This window comes from Acinetobacter sp. XS-4, assembly GCF_023920705.1.
Taxonomy (GTDB): Bacteria; Pseudomonadota; Gammaproteobacteria; order Pseudomonadales; family Moraxellaceae; genus Acinetobacter.
In genome coordinates, this window is record NZ_CP094657.1 from 1,303,029 (window position 1) to 1,322,462 (window position 19,434).

Here is a 19,434-nt window from a genome sequence, read left to right on the forward strand (position 1 = left end):
TAGGCTTAAAAGGAATTCTATTTTCTTTTAAGCGCTATAAAAGCCCTCTATAAGAGGGCTTTTTGTTCTTTTATCTAATCGTTTGTAAGTCTAACAAGTTTCTGCAATCACTCATCGATTGCTTGTTTAAAGCATAGATCTAGTGTAGGTGTGAAATATAAATTATCAGGAATAGATATGTGTTAGATTGAAAAATCTTTAGATAAGAAATTTTATATTTCACGGAATTGTTAATGAACGTTCGACTGTGTTATGCCAGCCAACGAAACGAAAAAAATGAAGATTTATTGCAAGATTTACGTGATATCCTAACAGAAGCTAGAAATTTCAATGATTTGAATCAAATTTGTGGTGTGCTCTATTATGCTGATAATGCTTTCTTTCAATGCTTAGAAGGTGAACAAGACTTAGTAGAGCGATTATTTGAAAAAATTAAAAATGATCAAAGGCATTACAATGTTAAATGGCTATGTACATATTCCATCGAGAAGAACTCTTTTCAGCGTTGGTCAATGAAATATGTACAGCGTAATACGAATATTGAATCTTTCTTTTTAAGTATGGGAGAAACTAGTTTTAATCCTATTTGTCTTGATGAGCAAAGTTTAAAAATTTTCTTAAATGAATTATTAAGTGCCGAGCAAAGTAAAATTAATACAGTTAAGAAAGTCGGCATGGTTAAGCGTGGGGTGAATCCTTTTTAGCTATCACACCAATATGGATGGTTTTGAGTTTAGGAATCATTTTAGTCATCACCAGATAGACAATGACTGAACTTGAGAGCATCCATATCACTTCTAAACTCTGGCTGATCACAAACATTGCCCAGTAAAAAAAGCTAAATAAGGCAAGACACAGTCCGCTACCTTTGAAATACCAAGTAATGAATATTCCAAAAAGTGCTGAAGAGAGCAGAAGGTTAGTCGTCTCATTCATTCCAAGGTAGTTAAAGAAAATAATCAGTAAGCATAAAGCTAACATTGATAGTAAATATACAAATATATTTTTTGCAATAAACATTTTCTATACCCTATCTGATGATTAAAAAAGATCTTTCCTTTGTTTCCAGAGGAAAGATAGTACATATTAATTTTTTGAGATTCTTTTTCTATTATTAAGATTTTTTATATTAATAAAGATAACGTTACCGTTTCTCCAGATCTCTTCATTAATATTCAGCTTTCTATTTAATAGTAAAGAGTGCTTATATGTACTGAAATTAATTATAGGAAAAACAATTAGTTGTGTTGTAGGTTTTAACTTACATGATTGTGAGAAAATGCCTACATTTGTATAAAAAATAGACAAAATTTACAAAATAAGGTTTATTAAAAATCATATTTAACAAATGGTTATTGGTTTTATTGTTAAAAATAGCTTTACATAAATAACAAAAAGTAACATCTACTTGATGAGGATAATTTTAAAAATGAAAAGTATTAATTTGATAGCAAATACTTTGTTTAAATAATTTTTAACGATTGATAAAATATTTTATTGTTGAAGTATATTTTTAATAAATAAAATTTATATTTTTTGGTAATTTAAATACTTTTTTGTGAATTGAAATACCCATATATCTTTATAGTATGTCTATATTTAAAAATAAGGTGCTTTTAAAATTTCAAAGAAAACTATGTTTCAATATAAATAAAACTAAAAAGCATAATTTCGCAAAATTTGAATATTGACCAGTGTAGATATGGCTACACTGGTTTCCTGATGTTCGAGTGAGTTAATCGGAACGTATCGCTAACCAATGACTCATTTCTGGCCAAACCGCAGTAGGAGCTTGGCTTCCAGAAACGACACCCATATGGCCACCTGGAACGACTTTAAAGGTTTTGTCTCGGCTGCTAATTAAAGTCATGAGTGGCTTAACAGCATCAGCAGTCACAATAATATCTGTGCTGCCACCGACCGCGAGCACTGAACATTCAATATCTTTTAGATAAGCTGTAAGTTCGCCGAATTTAATTACACCATTGGATAGTTCATTATCAATCCAGAAACGGAGGATAATGTCACGCATGACACCGCCTGGATAGGCCAGCATATTATCGATGAATGAACTTGAGGTTGCATGGTCGACAATAAATTCCCGGTTATCGAGGTTTTTAAAAAGCTCCCAATATGTTTTCAAATTTCCAATCGGGTCCGTTAATTTAAAGCCTAGCGTGTTTTGCCATCCCTGAATATGAAACGCTTTACTTGGCACGTGGTGACGAATACGAAATGGCGTATGTTTACGAACCCATTCGGCAGGTTTAGTCAGACTGCCATAAAGTTTCCCCATATAACCCGCTTTATGGGTATCGATAGGGGAAGCGAGAATAATTAGATTCTTAATATCTTTATCTTTAAATAATGCGGTATAGCAGAGTGAAAGTGCGCCGCCTAAACTCCAGCCATGCAAAGAAAGCTGTTGCTGACCGCTATGCTCGCGAATTTGCTTTAACATTTCAGGCATAAAGACTTTAATGTAAGTGCCGAAATTGTATTTTGCTTGGTGTCGGGTTGGCACACCCCAGTCGATTAAATAGACATCAAATCCCTGTGCTAAAAAGAAGCGTACAAAACTGCGAGTGGGAAACAAATCATAAATGAGCATGTTCACTGCTAACGGCGGAACAATAACTAACGGTACACGATGTTTAGATGCAGAAGTATGAGCCTCATTTCTATAGTGTCTTAAGCTAATAATTTCATGTTTATAAATTACGTCAAAGGGCGTTTTCCCTGATAAGGCAATTTCAGGACCTCTAAAAAATAGATCCGATGCATTGATCAACATGTGAGGTATTTTTTGACCAGCACGTGTCTGAAGAGATTTTTTAATGGACTGTAGCTGTGGAACGTTCTCTCGAACTTTAAGCAATAAACTCATTGAATATAAAACCTATAAAGATGTTGCCCAGAGCAATAAGGAGCTGGTCTTTTTAGGGATATTAAAGGGAATGAGTTCTAAGTTCAGTGACCTAAAAGACAGTATTTTCTGCTGAAGGTATCAAGGAGTAATTATTTTTAATTAAGAATAATTTTAAATAAATATTTGAAATTAATAACAAAATAATGTTATTAAATATTTTTGTATAAAACATTTAAAAATTTAAGCTTTTTTTAAGAATAGTAAAAATTTATTGATAGGGTAGTTTTGTAAAGTTTATTTGTGTTTTTTTTACATATGAATAAATAAAATATAATTATTTTACAATCCCTTAGGAATGTAATTAGAAAGTAGTTTATATGGAATTTGTTTTTAATGGTTTTTATACGCTAATTTCGGCGGTCATTGTTTTATTGTTGGGCCGCTTTCTTGTTAATCGAATTGATTTTTTAAAACGCTACAATATTCCCGAACCTGTAGCAGGTGGTTTGGTGGCTGCGGTCATTTCTCTACTTGTCCATACACTATGGGGATATTGCATTGTTTTTAGTAGCGAATTGCAAACTAGCTTTATGCTCGTATTCTTTGCTTCTATTGGTTTAAGTGCCAATTTTATGAAGCTTAAAGAAGGCGGTATGGCTTTGGTTATCTTCTTAGTCTGTGTAGCGTCGTTCATTGTTGTGCAAAATGCGGTAGGCATGAGTCTTGCGACTCTGCTTGGTCTTGATCCATTGATTGGTTTAATTGCTGGTTCAATTACTTTAACGGGTGGCCATGGTACAGCCGGAGCTTGGGGTGAAATTTTAGAAACTCAGCATGGCATTCAGGGCGCTCTAGCTTTGGGAATGGCAAGTGCGACTTTTGGCTTGATTATTGGTGGTGTAATTGGTGGCCCATTAGCGAAATTACTTATCAATCGTTACAACCTTGCACAACCGAAAACCAATGCTGAAATACAACAGCGTGATGGTCAAGTCGAACACAATTCGGATGACCTCGCGCCGTTTGAAAACCCGCATCAAGTTCGTTTAATTACTGCCGATAATGCAATTACTACACTAGGTATGTTTGCAGCGTGTTTAGCGTTTGCTGAATTTATGACAGGCTTTAGTAAGGGAACTTGGTTTGAGTTACCAACCTTCGTTTGGGCACTGGGCGGCGGCGTAATCTTAAGAAATATTTTAGAAAGCGTGTTGAAAATTGATATTTTCGACCGTGCGATTGATGTTTTTGGTAATGCATCTTTGTCGCTTTACTTAGCAATGGCACTGCTTTCATTAAAACTTTGGCAACTTGCAGATTTGGCTGGGCCTCTTGTTGTGATTCTAGGTGCTCAAACCATTACGATGGCGTTATATGCAGCATTTGTGACGTTCCGTGTAATGGGCAAAAACTATGATGCAGCGGTGTTGTCAGCAGGGCATTGTGGTTTTGGTATGGGTGCAACGCCAACAGCCGTGGCAAATATGCAGGCAATTACTAACATGTATGGTCCATCGCATAAGGCATTTTTAATTGTTCCGCTTTGTGGTGCATTCTTTGTCGATTTAATTAATGCAACAGTTATTCAGCTCATGTTGAAATTCGTTGTTTAATCAAAAAAGCCCGTAAGGGCTTTTTTTATGAGTACTTAATTATGAATGTTAAAAAAAGACATATATTTTGTTCATACAGATACTCTAAATTTTCATTTTAGGATGATTTAACTCATTTTATTTTTAGGATACTTTTTCTTAAAACTAATAATCGCCCTTAAACCTAGTTTCACATAGAATAAATTGCAGATAAATAAAATGAGAAATGTATGAGCTCAGAAGCACATTCAATTAGCTTGGTTGCTCCCGTGGTTTTATTGGCAGCGGCTGTCATTGCAGTCCCTATTTTTAAACGTATTGGCTTGGGTTCGGTATTAGGTTATTTAATTGCGGGTCTAATTATTGGCCCGTTTGGTTTTGCTTTTTTTCAAGATTCCACCGCAATTTTGCATATTGCTGAGTTGGGAATTGTGATGTACCTGTTTTTGATTGGCTTGGAGATGCAGCCATCACATTTGTGGAGTCTTAGGCGCGAAATTTTTGGTCTTGGTACACTACAGATCATTATTTGTGCTTTGGCTTTGACTGGCGTCGGGCTGTTATTTGGTTTTACGTGGCAAGTCGCTTTTATTGGTGCGGCAGGGTTTGTATTAACCTCGACTGCGATTGTGATGCAGTTATTAGGCGATCGGGGCGATTTGACTCAACCTCGTGGGCAAAAAATTGTAGCCATCTTACTTTTTGAAGATTTACTAATTGTACCTTTGCTGGCTATTGTCGCTTTTATGGCGCCGAATCATGTGGTCGAAAGCACATCTGTACGTCTAGAAAATATAGGAATTGGTTTACTTGCAATTGCAGGTCTGATTGCGGCAGGGTATTGGTTACTTAATCCATTATTTAGACTCTTGGCTGCTGCTAAAGCCCGAGAAGTCATGACTGCCGCCGCATTATTGGTGGTGTTGGGTGCAGCATTACTCATGCAAGTCAGCGGTTTGTCCATGGCAATGGGTGCTTTCTTAGCGGGTGTGCTTTTATCTGAATCGACCTTTAGACATCAAATTGAAGCTGATATTGAACCATTCCGAGGAATCTTGTTAGGTCTCTTTTTCCTTGGGGTCGGCATGTCATTGGATTTATCAGTTGTTGCTCAAAACTGGCAGCTCATTGTGAGTGGCGTAATTGCCCTAATGTTTGCTAAAGCACTCATGATTTATATTGTCGCCCGATTAACCAAAAGTCCTCATACTGAAGCATTGGACCGCGCTTTACTTATGGCTCAAGGTGGAGAGTTTGCTTTTGTACTTTTCTCTGCCGCGCTAAGTGCACAAGTCATTGATAGCACCGTTAAATCTAATCTTACTGCTATTGTGGTACTTTCAATGGTGTTGACCCCAATAGTGGGTATTCTTTTTAAACGTTTTACTCAAACTAAAGCGGATGTTTCATTAGAAAACGTCAATATTGCCGAGGGTTTAAGCGGTAGTGTTTTAATGATTGGTTTCGGGCGATTTGGGCAGGTAACCAGTCAATTGTTGTTAGCAAGAGGTGTTGATGTCACCATTATTGATAATAATACGGACATGATTCAAAACGCGGAAAAATTTGGTTTTAAAATTTATTATGGCGATGGTTGCCGTCTAGATATTTTACATGCTTCTGGCGCTGCAACAGCACAGGCAATTGTAGTGTGTGTCGACAGTAAGGAAACCACAAATAGAATTGTAGAACTTGTTACTCATGAATTTCCTTTGGCGAAATTATTAGTCCGCTCATATGACCGCGAGCACTCACTGCATTTAGTCAAACAAAAAGTGGACTTTATGATCCGTGAAACCTTTGAATCTGCGATTAAGTTTGGCGGAGTAATTTTACAAGAACTTGGCGTAGATGAAGACGAAGTAGAAAGAATTACCGAAGAAATTCGAGATCTGGATAACGAGCGTTTTGAAACTGAAATTGCAGCAGATGACGTAAATGCGGGAGTAGGTATGCAATATACACATACGCATCCAAGACCAACAGCGCCATTGATTCGACCAAAACGGGAAGGGCGGCTTTTAAACAAGGAAGATAACTCAGCTAGCGAGTCTTGATGAATATCAAGTTCATTAAAAGTTCTTCTAAAGAGAACTTTTAATGAACAATTTTATGGCGAAAAGAGCTTAAAGTGTTAAATCCAACTATAAGTGCTCTAATGCTGTGCCTTTAACAGGGTTTCTACGCCAGTAATAAGGTTGTAAAAATCTAAGAAAAAGCTTCCATGGTGTGATCCACGCGATGCGTCGGTTGGCTTTTTTGTTTTGCATAATTTGCTTTGCTAAATACGCACAGACGACTTCTGGTGAATCAATCACAAAGAAAAATAACCGTTTCATCTTTTTCCAATTTTGGATATTTCCATTGGTCCAAGACGAAACTAACAAATCGGTTGCCACCATGCCCGGACTTAGGGTGCCAGTTAAAATTGATGTCGATATGGTCTCTTTATAAAGTGCTTTACTAAAATAACTTACCGCTCGTTTGGTAGTTGCATAAGGCGTCATACCTGCACTCCATTCGCCGTTGCTTCCCCAACCTTCCATGTTAAAGATTTGACCATAACCTTGTTTGAGCATGCCTTTTAAAGCGACTTGCGAACCCAGCATCGTACCTAAAATATTGGTTGAAACAGCCGCGTTTAATTCATCAGGTTGAAGATCAATAAAGTCTTTTGTTGGATGGCAGCTTCCCGCATTATTAATCCAAACATTTACATGTCCAAAATGTTCAATTGCACTATTCCAAAGGGTTTGTACGTCGGAAATTTGAGTCACATCGCAGCATAGACCCATAAATTTTTCTTTATTGAAATGAGTTTCTAGGTGGGTGAGGGCATGATTTAAGTGCTCTGAATTTCGTCCAGCAATCACAACTGAACATTCCAACTTTAAAAAAGCTTCAGCGAGTGCCAAACCAATACCTTTGGTACTTCCTGTAATGACTACACAACAAACATCGCTTTTAGATAAACTCATTGAAATCTCTATATAAAAATTAGAATGTTATTGACTGACTCTATGCAAATGAGTAGTTTGCTCTTTTAATAAAAGTAGATAGATAATTGATAAACTTATCATCGAAAGATTCATTACGATAGGGTTGTAAGGCAAGATAAGCGTAGAAGGGATTAAGACGCCAATTAAAACAAGTAGCCCGAGTAAGCCTAAAATACTTAAATAATGAATATATTTGTGACTAGAAAAGAGAAAGAGTAAACCAAAAATAATTTCGGCTATACCGCTCGCATGGCCTGCAAGTTTCGCATTCTCTAAAGACAATCCCATCCATTGCCACACAAAGATTTCATCTGAGTTAATAAAAAGTAGTTTAGGAACCAGTCCTTGATAAATCCATAGAAAAGCGAGTACAACGTTTATAAATTTGAAGACTCTCATATTTGTCATTAAAACTACTCTAAGGCTTTAAAAATTATTAATTTACTTTAGCTTATTATCTTTAGGTTTATTTGTTTATTCAAGTGTTATGGGGGCAGGCTTTGCTTTATTACGAAATTATTATTTAAAATATTTCAATAGCTTAAAAATATTCAGGGTGCAATGAAAGTCTATTATTAAACATAGGAGAGGCTGCTCCTATGTTTTTTAGCTTATGGTTCGCTCACTAATCTTGATATATTTTTCAAAAGAATATTTCTTAAAAATACCTTATGGTACTCATCTGTATTTTTGTTCGAATATTGGACTAAATATCCATTCAATTGGGTAATTATAATAAGGGCTCTTTCTTTATACTCTTCTGATGATATTTTTGTGTGTATTGGGAGAATAATTTTATATATAAGTTCAAAGTTATACTTTTGTAGTATTGTCAAAGCTTCATGTACATAAGGTAGATGATCAGAAATAGAAAAAAATTCTTTAAATGTGTTTGTAATTATAGGCTGTTCTATCTCATAAATTATATTGCTAATGATACCCATAAAACGATGAAGAGGGAGTTCGGCTGAATTCAAAGAAATTAAATGTTCGATTCGATTTATATAATCAGAAATTAACTTTTTAAGTAAGGCTTTTAATAACGTATCTTTATTCTTAAAGTAATGTTGTAATGTACTTAGACTTATATCAGATTGGTTTGCAACTCCTCTCATACTAAAACCTGAATAGCCTTTAGTAAAAAATACTATTTCAGCATTTTTTAAAATTTGCTTTATTCTTTCTTGTCCTTTAATTGTAGTAAAAGACTTCTTTCCATTTTCGGTATCAAAAGTATCAATTTTGATCATTATCCAGCCTGTAGCTAAAATTAAAAAACAAATCGCATTTTAAACCATGAATTTATAAAAATATAAATAAAATATAAAAAAACTATTAATATAATTATAGGTCTATTGACCTAAATGTGATTAACAATAGGTCGGGTGACATAAATAAAATGAAAAAAATAGGTCAGATGACTTATTTTATCTTTTTTGGAAAGTTGAACGATAGGTCAACTTATCTATTTGAATAATTAGGTAAATATTATTATTTTTTAAATTTTTAAATTATTGTATTTAAAAGAGTAATTCTTTGTTTATGCTTAATTATTATGCATATGTCATTTGTTTGAAAAAATATAATTTATAGTATTGTAGATAGGAATTAAGAGTTTTTTATGAATTATTTATATTACTTAAAATTTGAAATTTAAATAAAACAGCATTGTCTTTTTGTAATCTATGTATACAAGTTAAATAATTGTTATTAAATTGTGAAAAGAATCACACAATGGTAAATATGTAGTTTGTTTTGTATATAAAACAAATGGGCGGCATTTTATTTTTCGAGTCTGATTCATTTTGTTCTGCAAATTTAATCATTATATATGTAGGTTATGAATATGAAAAAAATTCAGAAATCACTTCTTGCAGTATTAATAGTTGCTGGTTACGCAGTAAATACTCAAGCAGCTGTTACTGGCCAAGTTGACGTTAAATTAAATGTTTCAACTGGCTGTACTGTAGGCGGTAGTCAAACTGAAGGAAATATGAACAAGTTTGGTACTTTAGATTTTGGTAAAACTTCTGGTACTTGGAATAACGTTTTGACAGCTGAAGTAGCTTCTGCTGCAAGCGGCGGTGACATTTCAGTAACTTGTGATGGCACTGATCCTGTTGATTTTACAGTTGCAATTGATGGCGGTGAACGTACAGACCGTACTTTAAAAAATACGGCATCTGCTGATTTAGTTAACTATAACGTTTATCGCGATGCTGCACGTACAAACCTTTATGTTGTTAATCAACCTCAACAATTTAGTGCTGTAGGTGGCGAAGCTACAGCCGTACCAGTTTTCGGTGCAATTGCTCCAAATACAGGTACAGCAAAAGCTCAAGGTGACTATACAGATACTTTGTTAGTTACAGTAAATTTCTAATTTATAAGAAATAATTAATTGAGTGGCAGGTTTGCTCATCATTGAGTAAGCCTGTTTTAAATGGAGAGAAGATGATACTCGGTCGTGCTTTTGCATTTATATCTTTCAGTTTTTTTGTTTCTTCAGTTAATGCGGGTGAAATTGGGGCTAAATTAAATACACAAATTGAATTATTACCCTCTTGTTCTATAAATGGTCAAATCGTTGAGAATAATACTGTAAATTTAAACTTTGGTAATATCGATTTTGGAGAGGTAAGCTCTGCTTTTAGTGGTGTGTTAGATGCGAGCTTAGTTAATAATGGTAATGCTGGTTTTCAGATTCAGTGTGCTGGTATTTCTACAGTGAAAGTTATTTTTGGTGCAGGAAATAATGATAGTAATGTCCCATCATCATTCTCACAAAATTATTATCATGCATTAACTAATGGTACAAGCTTTGTAGCTTATAATTTGTTATATGGTTTAAATAAGCAAGTCATTAAATCTAATGAGGTCTTTATTTTTAATGATATGAATATTAAAAAAAATATAGATATTTTTGGACAAGCAATAAATGATGGTAGTCGTATTTCCAAAGGGGAATATAGAGATGTAGTACCGATTACTATTGAGTTTTAAAATATGAAATATTATTGGTTAACTGGGTTTTTTTTAGGTTTTTATAGTCAATCTTTGTATGCTGCTGATCCACAAAGCTCATCTAGCTTTAAAGTTCAAGCCACAATTGAAAATGGTTGTTCAATAGATAATATTGAGCAAATGATCGATTTTGGTCAATATTCAGCTTTATCTAATAATAAGATTGTTTCAAATGTTATTAATACAAACTCTACTTGGAATATTCGTTGCACAGAGAATTTACCAGTTAATGTTTCATTAGATGGTGGTGATAATCTAGAAAATAATACTAGACGCATGAAAAATAGCACATCTTCTGATTATATTGCTTATAAATTATATAACTCAAGTGGTCTGACTACTGAATATTTAGTAGGGAATACATATTCTCTTCCTACTACAAGTGTAGCAAATCATTTAGTCAATTTCGAAATATATGGTGTTGTTGATCTGGGAAATAATAATGAAGCCAGAGCAACCGGAATTTATAAAGATACTGTTTCAATAATGATTACTTGGTGATTTGTATGAAAAATTCAGCATTTATTAAAAATGGCATTTTAAAATCTTTTTTATTTGCAAGTACATTATCACTTGTTACTCCGGTAATGGCACAAGCAACTTTTTTAATTTGGCCAATTTATCCCAAAATTGAAGCAAATGAAAAAGCAACTGCGGTCTGGTTACAAAATACTGGTAAGTCTGATGCCATGGTTCAGATTCGAGTTTTTAAATGGAATCAAGATGGGTTAAAAGATAATTACAGTGAGCAATTAGAGATTATACCAAGTCCACCTGTAGCAAAAATAAAAGCAGGTGAGAAGCACATGTTGCGTCTAACAAAAAGTATTAATTTGCCAGATGGTAAAGAACAATCATATCGTTTGATTGTTGATGAGTTACCTATCCGCCTTTCTGATGGAAATGAGCCAGATGCATCTAAAGTAAATTTCCAAATGCGTTATTCAATTCCGCTTTTTGCCTATGGGAAAGGACTTGGTAGTGGATTAACGCAGGAAAGCCAAAAACTTAATGCAAAAAATGCTTTAGCAAAACCAGTTTTGCAGTGGTCAATCCGTAATAATGATCAGGGGCAAGCAGAGTTATATCTTAAAAATAGTGGTCAGAAATTTGCCCGACTTTCGGCAGTTAAAGCATCAAAAACAGCATCCAATATTGCTTTAGGTAAAGCCGCTTTTGGTTATGTGTTATCAAATAGCACTGTAAAATTTGCAATAGATAAGTCGACTGCCAATACGTTATTAAAAAGTTCTACCCTATATGGTGTTGATAGCTCAGGTGTAAAACAAGAATTAATCGAAATTACAAAAATGGAGGATCCATCATGATCCTTCAGCATAATACCTTGTGCAAAAGTATTTTGTTGGTTTTCTTGGCTGGTGGTTGTTTAAGCGTTCCTAAGGTGGTGTTTGCTGGAGAGTTGCCGCCAGCGCCTAAAGATGTAAGTGATATTAATCAATTGTTTAAATTATATTTAGACTTAATTGTGAATAAATACCCTATTCAGCAAGTGGTTCCGATCATTGTTAAAAATGACCAATATTTTATACAAAAAAAGAAGCTGGTTGATGAATTGGAAATTAGCATTCCAGAAGAAATGCTGCTTTCAAATAGTGAAACTGTATTAACAGATAAAGATATTTTAACTTTAGGGTTTAGTGGAGAAGCAACAGACTGGATTTCTTTAGATCGCTTGAAAGAAGTGAGTTATGAATATAATTCGTCAAATCAATATTTTCAGCTAAATATTCCACCCGCTTGGATGCCAACACAGATTTTGGGTAAAGACTCATGGTATAAGCCAGAAATAGCTCAATCAGGAATTGGCTTGCTGAATAACTATGATTTTTATACTTACAGACCTTATCAAGGTGGCTCAACAAGTAGTTTATTTACGGAGCAACGTTTTTTCTCACCTTTAGGCGTAATTAAAAATTCTGGAGTCTATGTAAAAAATCAGTATAAAAATGAAGACAACCTAGAGTCGTTCAATAGCGATGGCTATCGACGTTATGACACATCTTGGCAATTTGATAATCAGAAGAATGCAACATCTTTTTTACTTGGTGACATTATCACCGGTAATAAAACGACTTGGGGCAGTTCTGTTAGGTTGGGCGGATTTCAAGTTCAGCGTAACTACTCAACGCGACCCGATTTAATTACTTACCCATTACCACAATTTATTGGGCAAGCTGCCTTACCAAGCACTGTTGATTTAATTATTAATGGACAAAAAGCAAGCTCAACAGATGTGCAGTCTGGTCCATTTATTTTAAATAATGTTCCTTTTATTAATGGTAAGGGTGAAGCAGTTGTAGTTACAACTGATGCGGTTGGTCGTCAAGTTACTACGTCTGTACCTTTTTATATTTCAAATACTTTATTAAAACCTGGCCTATTTGATTATTCATTATCTTTAGGAAAGATTAGGGAAGATTATGGCCTTAAGAACTTTTCTTATGGAAAGTTTGCAAGTGCTGCCGATGCCCGTTATGGGGTAAATGACTGGCTTACAGTAGAAGGGCGTACAGAGCTTTCATCAGACTTACAATTATTAGGCGCTGGGTCTGTTTTAAAGCTAGCAAATTGGGGTGTATTAAGCGCTTCTTTTACACAAAGTAGAGCTGATAAATCTATAGCTCAAGACCAAGTTAAAGATCTTGACGGAAAACAATATACGGTTGGCTATAGTTATAACCGTAATCGATTTGGTTTTAGCATTAATCATAATCAACGTGATGATGAATATACTGATCTTTCAAGAATGCAATATAGTAATTTAATTTCAGTAAATAGTAATAAAAGCCTTACAGCAAATACTTATTTTGCGACTAGAAACTCAGGTACATTTGGGGTGGGCTATATTAATACTGAAGCAAATGACTTTAAAAATAGATTGTTAAATTTATCATGGGCACCAATTTTACCAACTTATATGAACGGGGTAACTGTTTCATTAAGTGCAAACCGTGATTTTATTGATAAAGAATGGAGTGCTGCATTTCAGCTTTCTGTGCCGCTATTTCAACGCAGGTCTACTGCCAATACAGGTTATTCATTTAATGATCATGGTAATTATGGTTATATTAATTTTAATCATTCTGTACCATCCGAAGGCGGTTTTGGAGTCGATTTAACCAGACGCTTTAATGAAAATAGTGAAGATTTAAATCAGGCACGGGTAAATTACCGTAACAATTATATTAATACCGATTTTGGATTATCTGGAAATCAAGATTATAACTATTGGTTTGGGCTGTCTGGCTCGTTGGTATATATGTCAGGTGAGTTGTTTGCTTCAAATCGTTTAGGTGAGTCTTTTGCATTAGTCGATACCAATCAAGTATCTGATGTTTTAGTAAAATACGAAAACAGTTTAATTGGTCGTAGTAATAAAAAGGGTCATATTTTTGTACCGTCAGTAACGCCTTACTATTCGGGTAAATATAGTGTTGACCCTATTGATCTTCCTTCGAATTTTACAATTACTCAAGTTGAACAACGTATTTCTGCTAAACGTGGTTCTGGAGTTGTTATTAAGTTTCCAGTTCACCAGTCTCTTGCTGCAAACGTTTATCTTACCCAAGAAAATGGCAAACCAATTTCTGTAGGTTCTGTGGTTCATAGAGCAGACCAAGAATCTTCTTATGTGGGCATGGATGGTATTGTTTATCTAGAAAATTTAAAGGCCAATAACACCATTACTGTTCAACATTCAGATCAGTCAATATGTAAAGCAGATTTTTCTGTCGATGTAGAACAAGCCAAGCAGCAGATTGTGGTGATTAAACCTGTTACTTGCCATGAGGTATCTTTACCATGAACATAAAAACAAAAAAATTACTGAGCCATTTGAGTCTATTTGCTGGACTCATGTTGAGCGTAAACTTGGCTTATGCCTCATGTGGGGTCAATGCTTCAGGTACATCATCTATTTCAGTTCCGTCTATCTACTTAATGGAAAATGGTGAGAACTCGTCTCAATTTAACTCGGGTTTGTCATGTACAGGTTTTAGTTTGGCTTTGGCTAATATGACCTATTTAAAATATCGGGTTGAGCAAATGTCGAATTCATTCACTAATGCTCAGACCGGAGAAAAGCTCAATGCTATTATTTTAGACAGTAATAATGAAATCATAAGTTTAGGCCAAGAAAAAGACATGAGTAGCTTTACGCTGGTCAACCTTTTTAGCGGCCCAGATGGTAATTTACCGTTTTATATACGACTTCCTGCTGGTCAAAGTGTATCGCCGGGTGTGTATCAGGCTGATTCACCATTGAAAGTAAAATGGTTTTATTCCGTACCCGCAGTTGCGATTATTGGAATCGGGGTCTTTTTTGAAAGTCCTGGATTTAGACGCGGTGCATTAGGTATTGGCTTTAACTGGGGAAGTGGGGCTGACTCGCTTGGTTCACTTTCTATTACTGTGCTTCCTGACTGCCGGATTTTAACTCAAGATGTTAACTTCGGTACGGCTGCGTTTGCATCGAAGCTTGAACCTGTACAGTCTTCTATGGGAATTAGATGTTCTTTAAAGACCCCATATTACGTCAGTCTGAATAATGGGTTATCTCCACAAAATGGCAACCAGAGGGCGATGAAATCTCAATCGGGTAATGTATTTTTAAAATATGATATTTTTAAAAACTCATCCAATGATCGATGGGGAAGTGGTAGTGAACGTTGGTCGAGTTTAAATGCGACGATTAATCCGGGTGTGCATGATGCGGTTACACAGCAGAACTATATTTTTACTACCAAAATTACTGATGAAAATGCAGACACTGTCCCTGCGGGAACTTATCAAGACACCGTAACGGTACAAGTCGAATTTTGATTAATTGATGGTTTAGCCGAAGATTAAAAACTCGGTAGCGGGTTTTTAATCGCATCTAATTTAGATAAAATATTATTAATGAAGTTTTTTTGGTAATAATTCGGAAGTCGGAAATATTGAGTTTTATTGTGCAGTTCAAACTGATCACGATTTTTATGATTTTAATCCTTAAATTTTTATCTTATTGTTAGTTTGGATTGAGGGCTGAGTTCATCACTTCGGTCGCTTATTTCTGTTTTAGATATTTTTCATGAATTGATCCTATTTAAGATAAAAAATCTATAAAAAAATGCTATTTCTTTTAAAGTTATATCAATTATTTGGCTCAAGATGGAATTGTAAGTAATAATTTTATCTGTTCGTTTTTTAATGAATTAATTTAAAATTAATCAAATAATTTAAAAAAATAAAATTAATTGGAAATATCTATTAATATTAACTATACAATATTTGCTTATTGTTTCTTAAAGTTACAAAACTTAAAGCATACTTACTTTAAGAGCAATCCAAATACCACTTAATAACAGGATAACTTAATGCCTCAATATCTGATGATTGCAGAAAGTGTGTATAGGAAAGTTAAAGAAAATGAGCTCTTTTCAGATGATTCTATTGAAAATCTTAATAATCTGATGACTTTTATTCGTAAAGAAATCTTAGGAACCGTATTTAAACTTAAATACAACTATATTGATTTCAATGAAGCATTTAGTAAGCCACTAAATGAATGTAAAGTAAAAATAGATGTAAGTTTGGTTCCCCATTATGATCATGAAAATGAATATATTTTATGGTTAGCGGGATTTATTGAAAAAATTACTGAAGGTGGGCCTAAAGCACCGCCTCCAATCAAAAACTTTATTCCTGAATTTATTAGCTTAAGACTAGAGTTTGACTCGGTAGCTTTACCTGATGAAAAATCTAAAAACCAGGGCGAGGAAATTATGGAATACTTTAATTCTAAAGCTTTCACAAAAACCTTGAAAAAGTGAACGTGACTGGGTAAGTGTAATTTTCAGCAAACCGCCTTCGGGCGGTATTTTTTTAATTGAGTTGTCATAAAGAAAGGTTAATTTAAACCGATAACAAAAATTGATGAAGATTGTTGAGAACAATAAAATCAAAAGCAATTTTTATAGAAGTGGTCATGAGGTAATTAGAGCTAATTCGAAAGAGTTGGCTTTTTTGTTTTAGGTTTTAGATATTTCAGCACATGTAGACACTCCTTATTGTTTTTGGATTGGCTGCTGGTTTTGTTTCTTCATATGCATGGCAAGGTGAATTCTATGATTAGCCATTAGTGGGAAGGGGCTACTTAGAATATATCAACCGAAGATAGAAACTTATTGCTTTTAACTTGCCAAATAAGCAAGGTAAGTTGATCAGGTTTATCAGTGGATGGGATTTATTGTCCAGAAACTCTAGATGAAGCTAATTTTGCTTGCATTCTGTTTTCTGAATGTACAGTCTATTCAGACTTTAATTTTTTTCTATATTGATGAGGAGTTATATCTGAATATTTTTTAAAAGCCCTAACAAAGTTAGTAGATTCTTCATATCCGATCAAGTTTGCAATATCTTGAATATTATATTGTTCTTTTGCTAAAAGTTTTTTTGCTTCCTTGAAACGAATCTCATTGAGAATTTGAAGAAAGCTAGTTCCTTGTTTCTGTAAATGGCGTTTAATCGTTCTTTCAGACATATTTAAACGTTTAGCAATCTCGGGAAGAGATGGATAGTTTTTATTGAAATTATGTAAAAGTTCCATCTTTATCGAATTTTGCAAATGATGTGTGGCGTCTTTTACTATTAAACCTTTATCTTTTTCACAGTATTGAATAGCTTGTTGGAAGGCAACTAAATCACCTTGTGGATTGAGCTGTTTTAAATATTTTAAAGGAAAAGCGATGGCATTCCGTTTACTATTAAAATGATATTTTATATTTTTATTTAAAATCTCTTCATAGTCTGAAGATTCACACCAATCTAGAAAAATTTCACAGTTCTCTAAATTTTCTTGAATGAGTAGTTCTAATAAATGAATTCCACCAAATAAAAGACTTTCAATTAAAAATGCTCTTAGTTGTTGAGACTGCTCTTCATCACCTAATTTTACTGGGTGAACATCATCCAGATAAATGTATACAAGTTTTTCGTCGAAAGTCCAATTAGGTATGAAACTTTGAATACGTGTACAGAAAAAATGTTGACAAAGATTTAGAGCTGTTTCTACATCTACGCAACTCAAAAAAGCAAAACCTAATGAGCCATGGGCCGTTGGTCGTAAAGCTGATCCGTATTCTATTCCTAGACGGTTGTTACCAGTCAGCTGAAGTGCATTGGCTACTAGTTTAGACCATTGATGTGCACTCATCTTTGCATCATATTGCTTGATGTCTAATAAGGATAGCCCTGTATTTTCTAGAAGAATCGCAGCACTAATATCATATTTTTCGCAAATCTCTAATAAAAGATGAGCATACGAGATAGATATTGTCTCATTAAATAAGCCGAAAGGATCTTGCATATACTTAGTCTTGGCCTAAACTGATTATTAATATGGCATAGCTACACCTATTGTGTGAAGTATTTTTTTAATAACTTATAAAATAATATTTGATCATTTTGAGATCCCAGATGTTGGCTAAATATTCTTATGCAGTTGTTGAAAATCCAAGTGCAATGAAGCGATTCCCTTTTAATGTAGCCTCTAGGTTTTTTAATGAAGATGCACCGAATGCTACAGAAGCGCAAATAGCATCTTTTAACTGTTTTAGGCAGATTGGTGATCCCGTAGCAGATAATTTAGTTGAGTGTATGCATAGAGTTGGATCTTCATCTAGACAGATGTTTAATCAAGCGCTTGAATATGGCATTGAGACTGTTGATAACCCACCTCAAGAACTTATAGATTTTTTTGCTGTAGTGGATGACTTCCCATATTGGGTGGATCAAAAAAGACTTAATCGTGCTACTCGTTTGTACAAAACGATAGGTAAAGAGAGTTTTGCTATTTTTATTCCAGGTTTAGCCGTGAGTTATGTTGCCCCTGTTGCCAATCACGTTTTACTAAGATCGGGAGATCTTTATAAAAAAGCAGGAAAGCGTGCTGTAGAAACATTAAATTGGTTTAATGATGTCACTGCTCCAAATGGCATGTCTAGTCGTTTTAGTTCAGGATATAAAGCATGTATACGAATAAGAATGATTCATGCACATATGCGAAAAGCTATGAAATCTAAAAATGACTGGGATTTTGATCAGTGGGATGAGCCTATTCATCAAGTTATTTATACAGCAACAATTTTACCATTTGCTTTACTTGCAACTTTGGGTGCAAATATTTTAGGAATCCTTTCAGCGAAACAAGAGCGTGAAGATATTTTTCATTTGTGGCGTTTAATAGCACATGTTGTCGGGGTACATCCTTCTCTTATTCCAACAAATGAAGCGGATATTTGGCGTTTAACTTGGATTGAACTAGATCAAGTTTTTATACCAGATGAGACATCCGCCATGTTGGGAGGTGCGCTCTGGCAATCCTTAGATGAAATAATAGGTTTTGATCAGAATAAACTTAAAGACCGTATTCAAAGAAAAATGACTCAAGATTATATTAGTACACTTGCTCATTTAATGCTTGGTAAAGAGATCGCAAGCTCACTAACTTTCCCAAAAAAATCAATGACAGGTATAGCTTTGGTCGGTGGCTCATTTGTTAAGAACTTTGTTGTTACGTCAGTTGCACGCGTTGTACCTAATGGTATTAATCGTTTGGGTAAATATAAAGCTAAACAACGCAATCAGTTTATGCAACGGATTATCAAAAATACTCGTGCCGATCTTAGCTATGAGAGGGGTTAATAATTAAATAGTTATATAAACCTAATTTAACAATAAATTCTAATTATTTAGCCTTACTTTTTTAATGATCTAATTTAAAACAAATGTCATTTTGTGTGCTTGACGCCAATAAACTTGAACACTATCCTTTGCCTGCTGGCCTACATCGCCAGCCGGCTTTGACAGGCTGTTTTAGACCGCATCAGAATTATTCCGTCTGAGGAATAGTTTTGTGCGTAAGCTCCTCGTCTCCTCCCGTAGAGGT

At 34.4% G+C, this 19,434-nt stretch carries 17 protein-coding genes; 11 read left to right on the top strand and 6 right to left on the bottom strand.

The annotated features are described in order from the left end of the window. The first annotated feature begins 233 nt into the window (after positions 1-233). Positions 234-704: an AnBLUF65 family BLUF photoreceptors gene (locus tag MMY79_RS06095; protein WP_252612529.1), complete on the top strand. Its 471-nt coding sequence runs from the start codon at positions 234-236 to the stop codon at positions 702-704. On the opposite strand, the gene MMY79_RS06100 is transcribed toward MMY79_RS06095, so the two are convergent. Together MMY79_RS06100 and MMY79_RS06105 are read right to left on the bottom strand one after the other, a co-directional pair. Continuing rightward, positions 679-1,020 carry a hypothetical protein gene (locus tag MMY79_RS06100; protein WP_252612530.1) on the bottom strand — a complete coding sequence of 114 codons (342 nt, stop codon included), beginning with the start codon at positions 1,018-1,020 and terminating at the stop codon, positions 679-681. The genes MMY79_RS06095 and MMY79_RS06100 overlap by 26 nt on opposite strands. Before the next feature lie 715 nt (positions 1,021-1,735). Next, entirely contained in the window at positions 1,736-2,887 is a 1,152-nt protein-coding gene (locus MMY79_RS06105) for an alpha/beta fold hydrolase (protein ID WP_252612531.1), read from the bottom strand. Positions 2,888-3,246: 359 nt separating this feature from the next. Between MMY79_RS06105 and gltS the strand changes: the two genes are divergently transcribed. Beyond that, on the top strand, positions 3,247-4,482 hold the full coding sequence (gene gltS, locus MMY79_RS06110; protein ID WP_252612532.1) for a sodium/glutamate symporter: 1,236 nt from the start codon (positions 3,247-3,249) through the stop codon (positions 4,480-4,482). Positions 4,483-4,691: 209 nt separating this feature from the next. Continuing rightward, a complete protein-coding gene (locus MMY79_RS06115) occupies positions 4,692-6,518 on the top strand; it encodes a monovalent cation:proton antiporter-2 (CPA2) family protein (protein WP_252612533.1) in 1,827 nt (608 codons plus the stop codon). A gap of 87 nt (positions 6,519-6,605) precedes the next feature. On the opposite strand, the gene MMY79_RS06120 is transcribed toward MMY79_RS06115, so the two are convergent. The 3 genes from MMY79_RS06120 to MMY79_RS06130 all read right to left on the bottom strand — a co-directional run bounded on the left by MMY79_RS06120 (position 6,606) and on the right by MMY79_RS06130 (position 8,710). After that, positions 6,606-7,439, bottom strand: coding sequence for an SDR family oxidoreductase (locus MMY79_RS06120; protein ID WP_252612534.1), 834 nt, complete (start codon positions 7,437-7,439; stop codon positions 6,606-6,608). Between the two features lie 27 nt (positions 7,440-7,466). Next, a complete protein-coding gene (locus tag MMY79_RS06125) occupies positions 7,467-7,868 on the bottom strand; it encodes a DoxX-like family protein (RefSeq protein WP_252612535.1) in 402 nt (133 codons plus the stop codon). A 203-nt stretch (positions 7,869-8,071) separates the two neighbouring features. Continuing rightward, entirely contained in the window at positions 8,072-8,710 is a 639-nt protein-coding gene (locus tag MMY79_RS06130) for a TetR/AcrR family transcriptional regulator (RefSeq protein ID WP_252612536.1), read from the bottom strand. 596 nt (positions 8,711-9,306) lie between these two features. Here MMY79_RS06130 and MMY79_RS06135 point away from each other — a divergent pair. The 7 genes from MMY79_RS06135 (at position 9,307) to MMY79_RS06165 (ending at position 16,318) form a co-directional block, all read left to right on the top strand. Beyond that, complete coding sequence (locus tag MMY79_RS06135; RefSeq protein WP_252612537.1) at positions 9,307-9,843, top strand: spore coat U domain-containing protein; 537 nt, start codon at positions 9,307-9,309, stop codon at positions 9,841-9,843. A 71-nt stretch (positions 9,844-9,914) separates the two neighbouring features. Then, positions 9,915-10,463, top strand: a complete 549-nt coding sequence (locus tag MMY79_RS06140) for a spore coat protein U domain-containing protein (RefSeq protein WP_252612538.1) — start codon at positions 9,915-9,917, stop codon at positions 10,461-10,463. 3 nt (positions 10,464-10,466) lie between these two features. Continuing rightward, positions 10,467-10,985 carry a spore coat U domain-containing protein gene (locus MMY79_RS06145; RefSeq protein ID WP_252612539.1) on the top strand — a complete coding sequence of 173 codons (519 nt, stop codon included), beginning with the start codon at positions 10,467-10,469 and terminating at the stop codon, positions 10,983-10,985. Continuing rightward, positions 10,979-11,812: a fimbria/pilus periplasmic chaperone gene (locus MMY79_RS06150; protein WP_252612540.1), complete on the top strand. Its 834-nt coding sequence runs from the start codon at positions 10,979-10,981 to the stop codon at positions 11,810-11,812. The genes MMY79_RS06145 and MMY79_RS06150 overlap by 7 nt, the downstream gene beginning before the upstream one ends. Next, positions 11,809-14,310: a fimbria/pilus outer membrane usher protein gene (locus MMY79_RS06155; protein WP_252612541.1), complete on the top strand. Its 2,502-nt coding sequence runs from the start codon at positions 11,809-11,811 to the stop codon at positions 14,308-14,310. The genes MMY79_RS06150 and MMY79_RS06155 overlap by 4 nt, the downstream gene beginning before the upstream one ends. Beyond that, positions 14,307-15,326: a spore coat protein U domain-containing protein gene (locus MMY79_RS06160; protein ID WP_252612542.1), complete on the top strand. Its 1,020-nt coding sequence runs from the start codon at positions 14,307-14,309 to the stop codon at positions 15,324-15,326. Before MMY79_RS06155 ends, MMY79_RS06160 begins: the two co-directional genes overlap by 4 nt. A gap of 536 nt (positions 15,327-15,862) precedes the next feature. Further along, complete coding sequence (locus tag MMY79_RS06165; RefSeq protein ID WP_252612543.1) at positions 15,863-16,318, top strand: hypothetical protein; 456 nt, start codon at positions 15,863-15,865, stop codon at positions 16,316-16,318. 476 nt (positions 16,319-16,794) lie between these two features. On the opposite strand, the gene MMY79_RS06170 is transcribed toward MMY79_RS06165, so the two are convergent. Beyond that, positions 16,795-17,853: an AraC family transcriptional regulator gene (locus MMY79_RS06170; RefSeq protein WP_252612544.1), complete on the bottom strand. Its 1,059-nt coding sequence runs from the start codon at positions 17,851-17,853 to the stop codon at positions 16,795-16,797. A 110-nt stretch (positions 17,854-17,963) separates the two neighbouring features. On the opposite strand from MMY79_RS06170, the gene MMY79_RS06175 reads away from it, so the two are divergent. Further along, the gene (locus tag MMY79_RS06175; protein WP_252612545.1) at positions 17,964-19,190 is read left to right on the top strand and encodes an oxygenase MpaB family protein; all 1,227 of its coding nucleotides are present in this window, start codon (positions 17,964-17,966) and stop codon (positions 19,188-19,190) included. Positions 19,191-19,434: the final 244 nt, after the last annotated feature.